Annotated in this window: 14 protein-coding genes; 9 read left to right on the top strand and 5 right to left on the bottom strand. The window is 45.5% G+C overall.

Translation table 11 applies throughout. The features are described 5' to 3' along the window. The first annotated feature begins 22 nt into the window (after positions 1-22). Genes rfbD through waaC form a run of 4 tightly spaced genes read left to right on the top strand, consistent with a single transcriptional unit; the run spans position 23 to position 3,619 of the window. Complete coding sequence (rfbD, locus tag ICN18_RS03975) at positions 23-997, top strand: dTDP-4-dehydrorhamnose reductase (protein ID WP_216189179.1); 975 nt, start codon at positions 23-25, stop codon at positions 995-997. A gap of 41 nt (positions 998-1,038) precedes the next feature. After that, positions 1,039-1,968: a glucose-1-phosphate thymidylyltransferase RfbA gene (gene rfbA / locus ICN18_RS03980; protein ID WP_216189180.1), complete on the top strand. Its 930-nt coding sequence runs from the start codon at positions 1,039-1,041 to the stop codon at positions 1,966-1,968. Continuing rightward, positions 1,965-2,531, top strand: a complete 567-nt coding sequence (rfbC, locus tag ICN18_RS03985; RefSeq protein WP_216189181.1) for a dTDP-4-dehydrorhamnose 3,5-epimerase — start codon at positions 1,965-1,967, stop codon at positions 2,529-2,531. The genes rfbA and rfbC overlap by 4 nt, the downstream gene beginning before the upstream one ends. 38 nt (positions 2,532-2,569) lie before the next feature. Continuing rightward, a complete protein-coding gene (gene waaC / locus ICN18_RS03990) occupies positions 2,570-3,619 on the top strand; it encodes a lipopolysaccharide heptosyltransferase I (protein WP_216189182.1) in 1,050 nt (349 codons plus the stop codon). 16 nt (positions 3,620-3,635) lie between these two features. Here waaC and ICN18_RS03995 read toward each other — a convergent pair whose 3' ends face one another. Further along, positions 3,636-5,258: a TolC family protein gene (locus ICN18_RS03995; RefSeq protein WP_216189183.1), complete on the bottom strand. Its 1,623-nt coding sequence runs from the start codon at positions 5,256-5,258 to the stop codon at positions 3,636-3,638. 120 nt (positions 5,259-5,378) lie between these two features. On the opposite strand from ICN18_RS03995, the gene ICN18_RS04000 reads away from it, so the two are divergent. Genes ICN18_RS04000 through trmB form a run of 4 tightly spaced genes read left to right on the top strand, consistent with a single transcriptional unit; the run spans position 5,379 to position 8,517 of the window. Next, on the top strand, positions 5,379-6,224 hold the full coding sequence (locus tag ICN18_RS04000; RefSeq protein WP_216189184.1) for an undecaprenyl-diphosphate phosphatase: 846 nt from the start codon (positions 5,379-5,381) through the stop codon (positions 6,222-6,224). Positions 6,225-6,258: 34 nt separating this feature from the next. Beyond that, positions 6,259-6,717: a DUF2721 domain-containing protein gene (locus tag ICN18_RS04005; RefSeq protein WP_216189185.1), complete on the top strand. Its 459-nt coding sequence runs from the start codon at positions 6,259-6,261 to the stop codon at positions 6,715-6,717. 39 nt (positions 6,718-6,756) lie between these two features. Next, positions 6,757-7,710 (top strand): UDP-glucuronic acid decarboxylase family protein, encoded by a 954-nt coding sequence (locus tag ICN18_RS04010; protein ID WP_216189186.1) that lies wholly within the window; start codon positions 6,757-6,759, stop codon positions 7,708-7,710. 3 nt (positions 7,711-7,713) lie between these two features. After that, positions 7,714-8,517: a tRNA (guanosine(46)-N7)-methyltransferase TrmB gene (gene trmB, locus ICN18_RS04015; RefSeq protein WP_216189187.1), complete on the top strand. Its 804-nt coding sequence runs from the start codon at positions 7,714-7,716 to the stop codon at positions 8,515-8,517. A gap of 14 nt (positions 8,518-8,531) precedes the next feature. Here the strand turns inward: trmB and ICN18_RS04020 are convergent, their stop codons facing one another. The 4 genes from ICN18_RS04020 to ribBA form a co-directional block, all read right to left on the bottom strand. Further along, positions 8,532-10,004: an NAD-dependent succinate-semialdehyde dehydrogenase gene (locus tag ICN18_RS04020; RefSeq protein ID WP_216189188.1), complete on the bottom strand. Its 1,473-nt coding sequence runs from the start codon at positions 10,002-10,004 to the stop codon at positions 8,532-8,534. A 114-nt stretch (positions 10,005-10,118) separates the two neighbouring features. Continuing rightward, positions 10,119-10,628 carry a transcription antitermination factor NusB gene (nusB, locus tag ICN18_RS04025; RefSeq protein ID WP_255532059.1) on the bottom strand — a complete coding sequence of 170 codons (510 nt, stop codon included), beginning with the start codon at positions 10,626-10,628 and terminating at the stop codon, positions 10,119-10,121. A gap of 5 nt (positions 10,629-10,633) precedes the next feature. After that, entirely contained in the window at positions 10,634-11,149 is a 516-nt protein-coding gene (gene ribH / locus ICN18_RS04030; RefSeq protein WP_216189189.1) for a 6,7-dimethyl-8-ribityllumazine synthase, read from the bottom strand. A gap of 91 nt (positions 11,150-11,240) precedes the next feature. Then, positions 11,241-12,371 carry a bifunctional 3,4-dihydroxy-2-butanone-4-phosphate synthase/GTP cyclohydrolase II gene (ribBA, locus tag ICN18_RS04035; protein WP_216189190.1) on the bottom strand — a complete coding sequence of 377 codons (1,131 nt, stop codon included), beginning with the start codon at positions 12,369-12,371 and terminating at the stop codon, positions 11,241-11,243. 375 nt (positions 12,372-12,746) lie between these two features. Here ribBA and ICN18_RS04040 point away from each other — a divergent pair, with 375 nt between their 5' ends. Beyond that, the gene (locus ICN18_RS04040) at positions 12,747-13,397 is read left to right on the top strand and encodes a hypothetical protein (protein ID WP_216189191.1); all 651 of its coding nucleotides are present in this window, start codon (positions 12,747-12,749) and stop codon (positions 13,395-13,397) included. Positions 13,398-13,444: the final 47 nt, after the last annotated feature.

Consider the following 13,444-nt stretch of genomic DNA (forward strand, 5'->3'; position numbering starts at 1 on the left):
AAATAATTAAATTAATAGCCGCGTGAATATTTTAGTTTTCGGAAAAGATGGGCAGCTGGGGAAAGCATTTTCTGCTTTGCTTGGGCAGGCATCCGTTTCTGCAAACGCGCTGATAACTTATCTTGGTAGAGCTGAGTGTGATCTTAGTAAGGAAGCTGATGTACTTGCGCAACTCAATGCAGTAAAGCCGAATCTGATTATTAATGCCTCTGCTTATACGGCAGTGGATAAAGCAGAAACTGAAGTTGATTTGGCTTTCGCGGTAAATGCAAAGGCCCCAGAAATCATGGCGCGCTATGCCGCAGACAACGACACCACTTTTCTGCACTACTCAACAGATTATGTATTTGATGGCAGTAAAGACGGTTTCTATCTAGAGAATGATGCTCGTAACCCATTGGGTATTTACGGAAAAAGTAAGGCTGCCGGTGAGCAAGCAATAGAAGAGATATTCGCAAATTCATCCAAAGGTCAATTTGCCATTTTTAGAACCAGCTGGGTTTATGGTGATGGCGGTAATTTCATCCGCACGATGTTGCGCTTGGCAAAAGATCGTGAAGAATTAAAAGTCATTTATGACCAGCATGGTGTACCTACTAGCGCTGAATGGCTGGCCCGAGTGAGTTTGGATTTAGCGTTAGATTCTCAGGGGGCGCTAAAGCAGTTTCCATCTGGTATTTATCACGCTGTTCCAGCAGGTGAGACTACCTGGCATGGTTTGGCCACTTTTGCGGTTCAGGTGGCCCTAAATGCTGAAATTGAGCTCAAGGCTAAGCCAGCCGCTATTAAGCCCATTCTGGCTGTCGAATACCCATTGCCAGCCCCAAGACCAATGAATTCACGCATGAACACCGCTAAATTGCGTTCTACCCTGCAAAACGGGCCTTCAGAAGCTTCAAACTCTTATAATGAACCCCAAAATATGCCAAATTTCCCAGCCTGGGATGGCATGGTTCAAGAATATGTATCCAAGTTGGCTTCGAAAGGTTTGATTTAGAACCTCTTAGGCGGCTTGAAATGCTGAAATAGGGGTTTTAAATGGCTGTAAATCGCAAAGGCATTATCTTAGCCGGCGGGTCTGGTACTCGTCTCTATCCAGTGACTCAGGCAGTTTCAAAGCAGTTAATGCCAGTCTATGACAAGCCAATGGTTTACTACCCGTTAAGCACCTTGATGTTAGCTGGTATTCGCGACATTCTGTTGATTTCTACTCCGCAAGATACGCCTCGTTTCACTGAGTTATTAGGCGATGGTTCGCAGTGGGGTCTCAATATTGAGTATTGCGTACAGCCCTCACCAGATGGTTTGGCGCAAGCATTTACTCTCGGTAAAAACTTTGTCGGTAATAACCCAAGCGCATTAGTGCTAGGTGACAATATTTTTTATGGCCATGAATTAGTGGATCAACTTAATAGCGCAAATGATCGCACTGTTGGAGCTTCGGTATTTGCATACCATGTCAATGATCCAGAGCGTTACGGTGTTGTGGAATTTGATAAAGACTACAAAGCACTCTCGATTGAAGAGAAGCCGCTGAAGCCACGCAGTAGCTATGCAGTGACGGGTTTATATTTCTATGACAATCAGGTATGCGATATCGCTGCCTCGATTAAGCCTAGTGCGCGTGGCGAACTTGAGATTACCGATGTAAATCGCGTTTACCTTGAGAAGAATGAGCTGAACGTTGAAATTATGGGCCGAGGCTTTGCTTGGCTTGATACTGGCACTCATGATTCCCTGTTGGATGCCGCTGGGTTCATTGCAACCCTGCAAAAGCGCCAGGGCCTTATGGTGGCATGCCCAGAAGAGATTGCTTATCGCCAAGGCTGGATTACTGCTGAAGCGGTACAGAAAGTTGCCGCACAGTTAAGTAAGAATAGTTATGGTCAGTATTTGGGCAAGATTCTGAATGAGCTCAATAGCTCAGCTCAGCCTATTTCACTATCTGCGAAGAAGGCTGCTAAATGAGCGTCCCTTCTAAGTTACAGTTAACGCCTACAGCGATCCATGATGTTTTTATTGTGGAGCCAAAAGTATTTGGTGATGAGCGCGGTTGGTTTACTGAGTCATTTAATGCTGAAGACTTTGCAAAAGAAACTGGGCTTGATGTCCAGTTTGTTCAAGACAACCATTCATTTTCGCGTCAGTGGACTTTGCGTGGACTGCACTATCAATTAGAAAAAACGCAGGGCAAGTTAGTGCGAGTAGTTGCTGGTAGCGTGTTTGACGTGGCAGTAGATATTCGTAAAGATTCCCCAACTTATGGCAAATGGGTGGGCGTTGAATTAAGCGCCCAAAACCATAAACAACTGTGGATCCCAGCGAAGCTTGCACATGGCTTTCTAGTGCTCTCAGAAACAGCGGAATTTCTTTATAAAACGACTGATTACTATCACCCACAGAGCGAGGCTTGTCTTGCTTGGAATGACCCAACTGTCGGCATCGAGTGGCCATTGCCTGCAGGTATTCAACCCAATATGAATGCTAAGGATGCAGCCGGTCATTTGTGGGATGCTGCGCCTAAGTTCTAATCCTCTGAGCCGGAAGTAAAAGATAAGATAATGCTCACATGAGCAATGTATCGGCCCACCTCAAAAAGCCCAAGATTTTATTGGTCAAGCTCTCCTCTTTAGGAGACGTTTTGCATAACCTGCCGATTGTTTGGGATTTACGGGCGCGTTTGCCAGAAGCGCAAATTGATTGGGTAGTTGAAGAGGGATATGTTCATCTGCTTACTCCGCTACTTTCCAAGGATGGCTTCAAAGGAATTGATCGCATTATTCCTTTTGGCTTGCGACGCTGGAAAAAGAATTTATTGAAGCTTTCTACATGGCAGCAATTTTTTGCATTCAAGAAGGAGCTTCAAGAGATTTCTTACGATGTCATTATTGAGACTCAGGGTTTGCTCAAATCAGCCATCATTTGTTCATTGGCAAGCAAGACTCCTAAGGCGGTAATTGCAGGTCTTGCCAATGCCACTGAGTTTTCTGGTTACGAGCCCATCGCAAGATCTTTTTATAACCAGTCAGTGCAAGTTCCTTTTCAGTGTCATGCGGTTGATCGTTCGCGTTGGGTGGCGTGCTCTGCTTTAGATTGGGCTTTGATCGACCGTAAAGTTGCTCCTCAGTTTTACCCAGCGAGTTACGTTAATTCCTTGGGGAAAACTTCAGTAGGTCTTAGCGAATTAAAGACGCCTTATGTCTTGTGCTTTCATTCAACTGCTAGAGAGGCTAAGCGTTGGCCTAATGCAGACTGGGTTGCTCTAGGTAGAGAGTTGGCTAATCGTGGCTACCAAGTAGTCCTGCCCTGGGGTAATTTGGCTGAGCAAGCGGTGAGTAAAGAAATTGCTGCACAAATTCCGAATGCCTTGGTGCCGCCAGCATTTTCGATTCAAGATGCATTCTCCGTAATTGCAGGAGCCGCGTTAACGATTGGTGTTGATACAGGACTCACGCATCTTGCGGCAGTGTTGGGTAAACCCACAGTCGAAATTTATTGCGACTCACCAAGATGGAAGACTGAAGGCTATTGGTCCGACAAGATTCGCAATGTCGGTGATATACAGGCGCCGCCAAGTGCGCAAGAAGTAATTCAGGCTTCTCTAGATTTAGTGTCTTAAAGCTGTGTAAATCAATTTAGCGCAGCAAGGAATTGATTGCGATCAAATCCTCGTCAGATAATGTTGAAGCGCTTGCTTTTAATTTAAGGGCATTGAGCACGGTGCTGTAGCGTGATTGCTGTAACTGAGAGCGGGTAGTGAATAGGGTATCGACAGCGATCAGCACATCGATATTGATTAAAGTCCCGACCTGAAAGCCGAGTCGACTTGATTCTACGGCTGATTCCGCAGAACGCTCTGCAGCCTCAAATGCTTTTACGCTAGCTAGACCGCCATAAAACCCAGTAAATGCAGCGCGCGTATTTTGTGCTGCTGTACGTCTCGCATTGTCATAGTTGGCTTTTGCCGTATCTACTAATGCAGCATTCTGCCGAATAACGGAGCTATTGAAACCACCTGATACCAATGGAATGGTCATCTGAAGAGCGAGCGTGTTGTTATAAACGTTAGTCTGCGCAGGAGAATAATTATTTGGCGTTCCATTAGAGGTGTTGTAGCCAGAGGTACCCACTAAATTTAAGGATGGATAGTTCAAGGCTTGTGAAGCGCGATAAGTGCTTTCTGCCAAGCTCACTGATAGCTGACTTGCCAATACCTTAAAGTTAGCAGCCTCAGATTGATTAATCCAATCATCTAAGGTTTGGCCTGGTGGAAGAGCTGGATTAACGCTATCTACTAAAGGTACGCTTTTATTTTCTTTGCTCTTGCTGCGTGGATCCTTGAGAACGCCATCAATCTTAGCGGCCTTAATAAGTGGCTTGAGTGGTCCAACTGGGTGTCCAACGAGCTGCTCCAAAACGCCCTTCTTTACCACTAAGTCTGCTTGAGCGGCAATTTCTTGAGAGACAGTAAGGTCGTAACTGGCTTGCGCTGTATTGACGTCAACGATAGTTGCAAGGCCAGCATCAAATTTAGCTTGCGCAACATCTAGCTGTTGCTTAATTAAATCTTTCTTATTGCGATACAAGGCCACGTTGTCTTGGCTTGTTAGCGCGTCAAAATAGGCTTGTGAGACTCTCAGAATAAGGTCTTGTTGAGCCTGAAAGAAGTTCATATCAGCAATCTTGGTATTGAGATCGCCTTGCTTAAAAGCCTCGAGAGCCCCTACGTTAAAAACGGGCTGTGTAAGAGTTACCGTGTAACTCTTTTGATCAAATACCCGTGAATTACCAGAATTAGGTGAGACAACTGTGGTTCCAGCGCCATGTTGATAGTAGCGGGTGCCAGTAGGCGTTGCATTTGCTTGTGGCAACAATAAAGAGAGGCCTTGCCAATACAGCTCTTTGCTAGCTTGATAGTTAAAGCGGGCTGCGTTTAATACGGGATCACTAAATGCAGCGTCCTGATAGAGTTGAATGAGATCATTAAATTGAGCCTTGTTATCTGAAGTCTTGTTACCCAGATATGAAGGAGTTGGAGTTTCAGGTAAAGCTGTTTTGCTCGGGAGCGGCGCTATTTGTGGCGGTTGTTCCAGTCCAATCAGGGTTGATGCACTCATTGGGGTAGGTAAAGCGAGTCTAGAGGCAGCATTGGGAACTTGAGCCCCAGCACTAAAAGACCAGGTACCGAAACCAAGTGCTTGACTCAGGATCAAACCAAAGGCGGTAAGTCGAGAAAGTCTGAAGCGGGTTGGGATCATGTAATTCGGTTACTTTTCAATGTGCCATGCAGTTTAAGGCTAATTTATTCAAAATGCTTATTTAAGCGCTATTTTGCCAAATCCCCTGATTGTTCCCTATATACCTATAAAATTTAGCCTATGGATCTTATATTGTTACTAAAAGCAGTCATTTTGGGAGTGGTGGAAGGATTAACGGAGTTTTTGCCCATCTCCAGCACTGGCCACCTTATTTTGGTTGGGGATTTGCTCGACTTTAATGATGAGCGAGGCAAGGCCTTTGAAGTCATTATTCAGTTTGGCGCCATTTTGGCCGTTTGCTGGGAGTTTCGTCAAAAGCTCATCAAGGTAGCCAGTTCTTTTTCAAGCAGTCCTGATGCACGCCGTTTTGTTCTCAATTTATTAATTGCCTCGATCCCAGCGATGGGGCTCGGCTTTTTATTCGGCAAGCACATTAAAGCAGTTCTGTTTTCACCTATACCTGTTGCCAGTGCATTTATCGTCGGAGCATTAGTTATTTTCTGGGCTGAGCGTCGTCAACAAAATCGTGCGGATGTTTCTAGCCACATCAAATCCGTAGATGATTTAACTCCTTTAGATGCGCTCAAGGTCGGCTTAGCTCAATGCGCAGCTTTGATCCCCGGCACTTCGCGTTCTGGCGCAACCATTATTGGTGGTATGTTGTTTGGTTTGCCGCGGGCCGTGGCAACGGAGTTTTCTTTTTTCTTGGCCATTCCAGTTATTGGTGGCGCCACTGCCTATGAGTTACTCAAGCTCTGGAAAGCGCCAGTTGCTTTCTCCGGAGAATTTACATTAGCCACGATTGTGGGTTTTATTGCTGCCTTTGTATCTGCCTTTATTTGCGTACGTTGGTTGATTCACTATGTTGCTCACCATAATTTCACTCCATTTGCTTGGTATCGAATTGCTTTTGGGTTACTCGTCTTGTTTACCTCTTACACCGGCTTAATAGCCTGGTCTCATTAATGCTTCACTGACATATAAAGCGCCGGAAATTCTTATGGACGTATCAATTGACGCTATTACCAATAATATTCAGCTGGCTTTAGCCCCTGTTTTTTTATTGACCGCTGTTTCCACTTTGATTAACGCCATCTCTGGTCGTTTGGCACGCTCAGTAGATCGTATGCGCAGTATTCAGCAGGCTATTCACCGCGGTGATGTCAAAGATCGGGCTCTGTTGGATCACATGCATAAAGAGGCTGAAGAAGCCAAGATTCGTGGCCGTTTATGTACTGCAGCCATCTTTTTCGATGTGCTGAGTGGGGTTTTTATTTCCCTCACCGTTCTCGAGCTATTTTTCTTTCAGGCTGGAGCAGTGCGTTCATTGCAAACAAGCTATGTTATTTGGACCTTTGTCATGGGTTTAATTTTCTTTATGACATCGCTATCCATTGTGCTGGCAGAAGTAGTGTATGCCTATCGTTCTGCGGGTTGGAATACGCCACCGATTAGTTGATCACCAACTTATCTAATCAATTAATAGTCAAAAAATATTATGCAAAATTACAACCGTAATCCCAAAATCCTCATCACCGGCGGCGCAGGATTCTTAGGCTCGCATCTCACCGAGAAGCTCCTCAAAGAGGGTAATGATGTCTTGGTAGTCGATAACTACTTCACAGGCACTAAAGAGAACTTAGCGCACTTATTACCTAATCCTAAGTTAGAGCTCATGCGTCACGATGTGACTTTTCCGCTCTATGTAGAAACCAACCAGATCTATAACTTGGCTTGCCCAGCATCCCCAGTGCATTACCAATATGATCCAGTGCAAACGACTAAAACGAGTGTGCATGGCGCAATTAATATGCTCGGCCTGGCTAAAAGAACTCGGGCTCGTATTTTGCAAGCCTCTACTAGTGAAGTGTATGGTGATCCAGAAGTGCATCCCCAGCCTGAAGCGTATTGGGGCAAGGTAAACCCTATTGGGATTCGTTCTTGCTATGACGAAGGTAAGCGCTGTGCTGAGACACTGTTTTTTGATTACTACCGTCAGCACAATCTAGATATCAAAGTAGTCCGTATCTTTAATACCTATGGCCCACGCATGCACCCGAATGATGGGCGTGTGGTGAGCAACTTCATTGTGCAGGCCTTGCAAGGTAAAGACATCACCATTTATGGTGATGGTCAGCAAACCCGAAGCTTTTGCTATGTCGATGACTTAATCGACGCTATGGTCAAAATGATGAACTCCGAAGAGGGTTTTACAGGGCCGGTCAATATTGGCAATCCAGGTGAGTTCACGATGTTGCAATTAGCAGAGACCATTCTGAAGCTCTCTGGCAGCAAATCTAAAATCATTTATGAGCCACTGCCATCCGATGATCCTAAGCAGCGTCAACCCAATATCGAGTTGGCTAAAGCTAAGCTGGGTTGGGAGCCTAAGGTCAACCTGGAAGACGGCTTAAAAGAGACGATTGCTTACTTTAAGAAGGTAGTGGGGTAAGTGGTGGGTGCTGGTTCTACTGATTCAGAAAAACGGTTTGATCGTATTCGCTCATTTGTATTAAGGGCAGGTAGAACTACGGCCGGGCAACAGCGGGCTATTGAGGAGTTGGGTCCTCAGTTCCTGCTTCCTTATCAAGCTACTAATCTCAATTTAATTGAAGCATTTCAGGGCTCCAAAAATCCGAAGATTTTGGAAATAGGTTTTGGCATGGGCGAGACAACCGCCAAAATTGCCGCACTAAGACCGCATGATGACTTCTTGGCTATTGAGGTTCATCCGCCCGGTGTTGGCGCCTTGCTGAAGTTGATTGGTGAAGAGCAACTGAGTAATTTAAGATTGATTCGTCATGATGCTGTTGAGGTGCTAGAGCATATGATTGCCCCTGAATCATTGGATGGTATCCATATTTACTTTGCAGACCCTTGGCATAAGAAGCGTCACCATAAACGCAGATTGATTCAGGCAGAGTTTGTCAGACTGCTGGTCTCCAAATTAAAGCCGGGCGCTTATTTGCACTTGGCTACTGATTGGCATAACTATGCTGAGCAAATGTTCTTGGTATTAAATGCCGAAACTGCTTTGCAAAATACTTCAACCGAATTGGTGAAGTTGGAAACATTTTCTGCAGAAGATGTTGCTAAACCTAATGAGGTTTGTAACGAGTTTAAACCCACCCTTGTACAACTCGATGCTAAGCATCCAGGCTATGCTCCAAGACCTGATTATCGTCCGGTAACTAAATTTGAGAACCGTGGCGTCAAGCTGGGCCACGGTGTTTGGGATTTGGTTTACAAGAAAAAATAAAACTCTAAATTGAGTTACAAGCCTACGCAGACGTATTTCATCTCCAGGTACTCATCCATACCGTAAACGCTGCCTTCGCGTCCAAGGCCAGATTGTTTGATACCACCAAAGGGAGCAACCTCATTTGAGATGAGTCCGGTATTTACCCCGACCATACCGTATTCAAGGGCTTCAGCAACTTTCCATACGCGACCAATATCTCGGCTATAGAAGTAAGACGCTAGGCCAAATTGACTGTTATTGGCAAGCTTAATAACCTCATCATCACTTTCAAAAGGAATGATTGGGGCTATAGGGCCAAAAGTCTCTTCATAAGTAATCAGCATTTGACTATTTACGTTAGCCAGAATAGTTGGCTCATAAAAGTTCTTGCCTTCGACTGATTGCTTGCCGCCAGTCACTAGTTTTGCGCCTTTGCTTAAGGCATCAGCAACATGTTTTTTGACTTTTTCAAGAGCAGCATCTTCAATGAGTGGTCCTTGGGTTACGCCAGCTTCCATTCCATTGCCTACTTTTATGACGGCAAGCGCTTTGGCAAACTTTTCAACAAATTGATCATGCACTTTTTTATGAACGTAAAAACGGTTTGCGCAAACACAGGTCTGGCCAGAGTTTCTAAATTTGGATGCCATGGCACCGCTGACGGCTGCATCGATATCGGCATCTTCAAACACGATAAACGGCGCATGTCCCCCCAACTCTAAGGCGAGTTTCTTGACGGTTGGCGCACACTGCTCCATCAAAATACGGCCAACTTCCGTTGATCCAGTAAAGGATAAATGACGAACCGTAGGAGATGAGCACAATGTTTTGCCAATCACAATCGATTGATTGGCATCAGCAGTCACAATATTGATCACCCCATCCGGAATACCGGCACGCTTTGCCAACTCAGCCAGGGCTAAGGCGGATAGTGGCGTCAATTCAGCGGGTTTGATGACGATGGTGCAGCCCGCTGCTAATGCAGGTGCAATCTTGCGCGTAATCATTGCAATGGGAAAGTTCCAAGGAGTAATTGCTACACAAACACCTATTGGTTGCTTTAAAACCATGAGACGCTTGTCGCTCCAGGTGGTACCTAGGATCGACCCTTCAACACGTTTTGCTTCCTCGGCAAACCACTCTACAAATGAAGCCCCATAAATCACTTCACCCCCAGCCTCGGCTAGAGGCTTGCCTTGCTCAAGGGTCATGAGCTTTGCTAGATCTTGCGTATTGTCAATAATGAGATCAAACCATTTACGCATAATTTGCGCGCGCTCTTTGGCTAATTTACTGCGCCATGCTGGCAGTGCTTTTTCAGCGGCGGCAATGGCTAGTTCCGCATCTTTCGTTTCTAGGTTGGCTACGGATGCAATGATGTCATTGGTAGCGGGATTAGAAACTGTAAATGTGGATTTGGAGCCAACCCATTTGCCATCGATAAAGGCCTCTTCCTTGAAAAGGCTGGCATCTTTAAGTTGACTACGAATATCTACTTTTTGCATGATCTGTGATCCTGTTCTTACTCTTCAATCGATTCAGATCATTTTATCCCTCCTAGAAGCAAAAAGCCTCCAAGCTTTTAGGCCTGAAGGCTTTTGTTTACGAGGGCTTGTTATTTAACCTGCTTGAGTTTCCGTTGTGCGGAGTTTCTGGGCTAGAAGGTCAAGTACACCGTTTACATATTTGTGGCCATCGGTACCGCCAAAGGTCTTGGCAAGCTCCACTGCTTCATTAATTGCCACCTTGTAAGGCACTGAAAGGTCTACAGCAAGCTCGTAGGCGCCAATGAGCAGTGCCGCATGCTCTACGGGAGAGAGTTCATTAATTGGGCGGTCTAATGCGGGAGTAATGATGGCTTCTAATTCATCCGTGCGAGCCAATACGCCATCAAAAATACCTTGAAAGAGTTCAAGTTGGCAGCGACGGAAGGCTGGATCCTCAGCAAGCTGCTTGGCGATTGCTGCGCCATTGGGAATGCTGCCAGCACGACGCATGACTAGGCTTTGGTAAACGCCTTGTAGGGCGTATTCGCGAGCACGGCGACGTGGAGTCAGTGAGCGCTTTGGCGCTGGTTTAGTTTCTTTGCCTGCTGGAGGCGCTAAAGGGTTCTGGTTAGATGTCGGCATACTAATTATTCTTCTTCGCTCGAGTTAATTTCGATATCGATATCCGGAGTCAGTGCCAAGGCAAGATTTGCCATCTCGACCACTGCTTGAGCACATTCTGCACCTTTTACCTGGACGCGAGCATGAGCTTGTTCATCGGTGTCGCAAGTTAATACGCCATTTGCAATGGGTAATCCAGAGTCGATTGAGATGCGCGTAATGCCTGCAGCAGATTCGTTGGAAACCAGTTCAAAGTGATAGGTCTCACCACGAATGACTGCTCCTAGAGCGACTAAGCCATCAAATTCACCGGTCTCAGCCATTTTTTGGAGGGCAAATGGAATCTCTAAGGCTCCTGGGACGGTCACAAGTTTGATGTCTGATTGAGTGACGCCTAAAGAAAGCAATTCATTAATGCAGGAATTCGTTAAAGCAACGCAATGGTCTTCATTAAAACGCGCTTGCACAACGCCAATACGTAAATCCTGACCATTAAGATCAGCTTCTAATACGCCTACAAAATCATTGGTGGAGCTAGTCATATATTTTTTCTAAAAATTGCCAATACAAGAAGAGTGTTAATTGATTATTAATTGATTATTAATTGAGTATTAGTTGAGTATTGGTTGAGTATTAAGGAGTGTAAGGCTTGTAGCCTGTTACTTCGAGCTTGTAACCAGACAGGCTTGGAACGGGGCTGGGGTTTGCAAGTAAGCACATTTTGCCAACACCAATATCTTTCAAGATTTGAGCGCCAATACCGTAACTTCTGAAATCGGTTTTTCTGGCCAAAGGTTTCTTAGCCTCTTCCTGTGACTGATTTAGTTTTTGGAACTGGGCAAGCCAATCTTGATCATTCGGGGCAGCGATACCTGAGGCATTTAGAAGAACTGCAACGCCAGCAGGGGCAGCAGCCAGCTCTTCCAAGGCTTTAGCTAATGGCCAGGAATGTGTGCTGACATTCGCATCCAGAAAATCTAAAACAGTGACGGGCTCATGTACACGTACTAAAGTCTCTTGAGCCTCAGATGGCTTGCCATTAACCAGAGCAATATGAACACATGAGCTTGGCGTATCACGATAAATAATGCCTTGAAATTTGCCCCAAGGGGTAATGAATTCTCTACTGCCTTCGCGAACCACAATACTTTCATGCTGACTGCGGTATTGAATGAGATCAGCGATGCTGCCAATTTTTAATTGATGCTCTTTGGCAAATTCGAGAAGATCTGGAAGACGCGCCATGCTGCCATCGTCTTTCATAATTTCACAAATCACGGAGGTTGGTGAGCAGCCTGCCATAGCTGCTAAGTCACAACCTGCTTCAGTATGTCCTGAGCGAATAAGTACGCCACCAGGCTGGGCCATTAATGGAAAAATATGCCCGGGCTGAACTAGATCGCTGGGCTTAGCATTTGGTGCTACTGCAGTTTTAATCGTCAGCGCACGATCAGCTGCTGAGATGCCAGTAGTAACGCCACTAGCCGCCTCAATAGATACGGTGAAGTTAGTTCCCATCGATGTGCCGTTATCCCGAACCATCAAGGGAAGGTTGATTTGTTGGCAGCGCTCGCGGGTGAGGGTTAAGCAAATGAGACCGCGACCATACTTAGCCATGAAATTGACTGCCTCAGCCGTAATGTAATCCGCAGCCAGGACTAAATCACCCTCGTTCTCGCGATCCTCTTCATCGACAAGGATCACCATCTTTCCGGCACGCAGCTCGGCAATAATTTCTTCGGTGGAGGCAAGGGTATTTGGCATAGCCCTCTATTTTAAGCGCAGGACCTGCTTGTTGTTCAGTCCTACCCCAATATCCTGACTTTCTGACGGCAGGAGCCTTAGACGAGAGTTTCAGTTCGCAGGCCTGCCTTAGAAAATAGGCAATGCCCCCTAAACAGTGCTTTGACCCAAGAATCGGTTCTCAAAACTGCCAGGGGTTCATATTGCTCGAAGTTTTAGTGGCGCTGAGCCTCATTCTGGGGGTCTGGACCATCTCGGTTGGAGCTTATCAACGACTGGCTTTAATCCTGAGTCAGCAAGAAAGTAAAAGATCTCAAATTAGAAAGGAATTGGATGCTTTTGAAATGCGAGAGCGGGCTAGAGCCAATCTCAATCTACCTAGCGAATCTTTAATTAATGAGTCTGCTCGAGTGTCTGATCGGAATCGCTCTGTGCGTACTTCTACTCAACCCATTATTAAAAACAAGCGCTAATTTGGTCATCAAACAAATTGAGTATGAGAAATCACAATCTTTAATTGCAGAGGCAGATCGTGCATTTGAACTCATTGGGCGCGCTATTCGTATGGCTGGGTATCGCAATATTCAATCCCCACAAATCTCAAACCAAAAGTCAGGGCAAGCCCATACAAATTCGTTTCTAGAGATAAATAAAAAATCAGGATTCCGTGGATCTGATTCGTTAAGCATTCATCATGAATTATCCGCGGGTGTAGATTTTGATTGCATTGGAAATGCCCTTTCTAAAGATCGGACCAAAAATAATTTAGCTATGCAAGGATTCTTGGTGGATCGTCAGGCAGGAGTTCCGAAGGGTAAGAAGGTGAATGGTGGTTCGCTAATATGCCAGTCGCTTGATCGCCAGGGACGCGTTCAAAACACTACCTTAATGAATGGGATAAACGGATTATTGATTGAGGAGCTAAATGCCAATGAAGCCCATTCTAGGAGGGGCCAAAGGCTGTTTAAGGTCAAGCTACAAATGACTGACGGGGCCAAGCTTCATTTGGATCTAGAGCGAACTTTTGCGACGAGAAATCTACCATGATCTTGGCTTGGGTTATTTCACTGCTCTTACTTTGTTCTTCTCTCATC

This window comes from Polynucleobacter parvulilacunae (assembly GCF_018881715.1).
Lineage (GTDB): Bacteria > Pseudomonadota > Gammaproteobacteria > Burkholderiales > Burkholderiaceae > Polynucleobacter > Polynucleobacter parvulilacunae.

Excerpts from the sequence above, each read along its gene's own strand:
- rfbA (WP_216189180.1), top strand. The coding sequence starts at position 1,039 with ATGGCTGTAAATCGCAAAGGCATTATCTTAGCCGGCGGGTCTGGTACT.
- rfbC (WP_216189181.1), top strand. The coding sequence starts at position 1,965 with ATGAGCGTCCCTTCTAAGTTACAGTTAACGCCTACAGCGATCCATGAT.
- waaC (WP_216189182.1), top strand. The coding sequence starts at position 2,570 with ATGAGCAATGTATCGGCCCACCTCAAAAAGCCCAAGATTTTATTGGTC.
- ICN18_RS03995 (WP_216189183.1), bottom strand. The coding sequence starts at position 5,258 with ATGATCCCAACCCGCTTCAGACTTTCTCGACTTACCGCCTTTGGTTTG.
- ICN18_RS04000 (WP_216189184.1), top strand. The coding sequence starts at position 5,379 with ATGGATCTTATATTGTTACTAAAAGCAGTCATTTTGGGAGTGGTGGAA.
- ICN18_RS04005 (WP_216189185.1), top strand. The coding sequence starts at position 6,259 with ATGGACGTATCAATTGACGCTATTACCAATAATATTCAGCTGGCTTTA.
- ICN18_RS04010 (WP_216189186.1), top strand. The coding sequence starts at position 6,757 with ATGCAAAATTACAACCGTAATCCCAAAATCCTCATCACCGGCGGCGCA.
- ICN18_RS04020 (WP_216189188.1), bottom strand. The coding sequence starts at position 10,004 with ATGCAAAAAGTAGATATTCGTAGTCAACTTAAAGATGCCAGCCTTTTC.
- nusB (WP_255532059.1), bottom strand. The coding sequence starts at position 10,628 with ATGCCGACATCTAACCAGAACCCTTTAGCGCCTCCAGCAGGCAAAGAA.
- ribH (WP_216189189.1), bottom strand. The coding sequence starts at position 11,149 with ATGACTAGCTCCACCAATGATTTTGTAGGCGTATTAGAAGCTGATCTT.
- ribBA (WP_216189190.1), bottom strand. The coding sequence starts at position 12,371 with ATGCCAAATACCCTTGCCTCCACCGAAGAAATTATTGCCGAGCTGCGT.
- ICN18_RS04040 (WP_216189191.1), top strand. The coding sequence starts at position 12,747 with ATGAGTCTGCTCGAGTGTCTGATCGGAATCGCTCTGTGCGTACTTCTA.